The sequence below is a fragment of the Sporosarcina sp. YIM B06819 genome (assembly GCF_033485175.1).
Lineage (GTDB): Bacteria > Bacillota > Bacilli > Bacillales_A > Planococcaceae > Sporosarcina.
Genome location: NZ_JAWLIQ010000066.1, coordinates 1 through 1,048, shown reverse-complemented (window position 1 = coordinate 1,048; position 1,048 = coordinate 1). Strand labels below are relative to the sequence as shown.

Genomic DNA, 1,048 nt, shown 5'->3' with positions numbered 1-1,048 from the left:
TATTTTAAAATCGGGATACTCTTAACAGTCCCAACGTTATTCATTACATTAATTGGACTGTATTTATGGTTGTCATTCATCCAATAAAACACAAAAAAGGGGAATTTTTATTATGTCGAAAAAAACACTTTATTTCTTATGTACGGGTAACTCATGCCGTAGCCAAATGGCTGAAGGATGGGGCAAAAAATATCTTGGTGATGAATGGCAAGTTCTTAGTGCAGGAATTGAAGCGCATGGAGTAAATCCAAATGCCGTTAAAGCTATGAATGAGGCTGGGGTTGATATTTCAAATCAAACTTCGGATATTATCGATTCGCAAATCTTAAATAACGCAGATTTTATCGTTACGCTTTGTGGAGATGCTGCTGACAAGTGTCCGATAACACCACCTCATATCAAACGTGAACATTGGGGCTTTGATGATCCTGCTAAGGCAGAAGGAACAGATGAAGAAAAATGGGCATTCTTCCGGCGTGTACGCGATGAAATAGGTGCAAGGATTGAACGTTTCGCTACAACCGGTGAATAAGTAAAATAGGCCGTGGATTCACATCACGGCTTTCCTTATAATATACATATAAGGGTATAATTATACGATGATAAAGGAGGTGTTTATCAATGAGAAAGGTTGAAATATTTGATCCTGCAATGTGTTGTTCAACTGGCGTCTGCGGACCAAGTGTCGATCCAGAATTAACGCGTATCGCATCGGCTGTTTATTCACTAGAACAAAAGAAATTTGATATTACACGCTATAATCTTGGGAATGATCCGGGTGCATTTGTAGACAATGAAGTAGTCAATAAGGTACTTCTTGAAAAAGGCCCAGATGCCCTTCCTTTGATACTTGTGAATAATGAGGTTGTGAAAGTCGGTGCCTATCCGACGAACGAAGAGTTGGCAGAGTGGCTTGATGTAAAAACTGCTGAACTTCAGGAAAAACCGCGTGTACGTGTTTCAGTTAAGTTTGATAAATAAGGGGGAATAGCCGTGTATCCATTATTCAATCCTAACCAAATTGCACTCACTCCATTTTTATTTTTTA

At 38.9% G+C, this 1,048-nt stretch carries 3 protein-coding genes; all 3 read left to right on the top strand.

Annotated features, from left to right (window positions below):
- Positions 1 to 87 (top strand): ArsB/NhaD family transporter (locus tag R2B72_RS18540; protein ID WP_318614681.1); only part of this gene is annotated, 87 nt, incomplete at its 5' end.
- A 25-nt stretch (positions 88 to 112) separates the two neighbouring features.
- Entirely contained in the window at positions 113 to 532 is a 420-nt protein-coding gene (gene arsC, locus R2B72_RS18535) for an arsenate reductase (thioredoxin) (protein WP_318618372.1), read from the top strand.
- An 89-nt stretch (positions 533 to 621) separates the two neighbouring features.
- Complete coding sequence (arsD, locus tag R2B72_RS18530) at positions 622 to 981, top strand: arsenite efflux transporter metallochaperone ArsD (RefSeq protein WP_318618371.1); 360 nt, start codon at positions 622 to 624, stop codon at positions 979 to 981.
- Positions 982 to 1,048 lie beyond the last annotated feature (67 nt).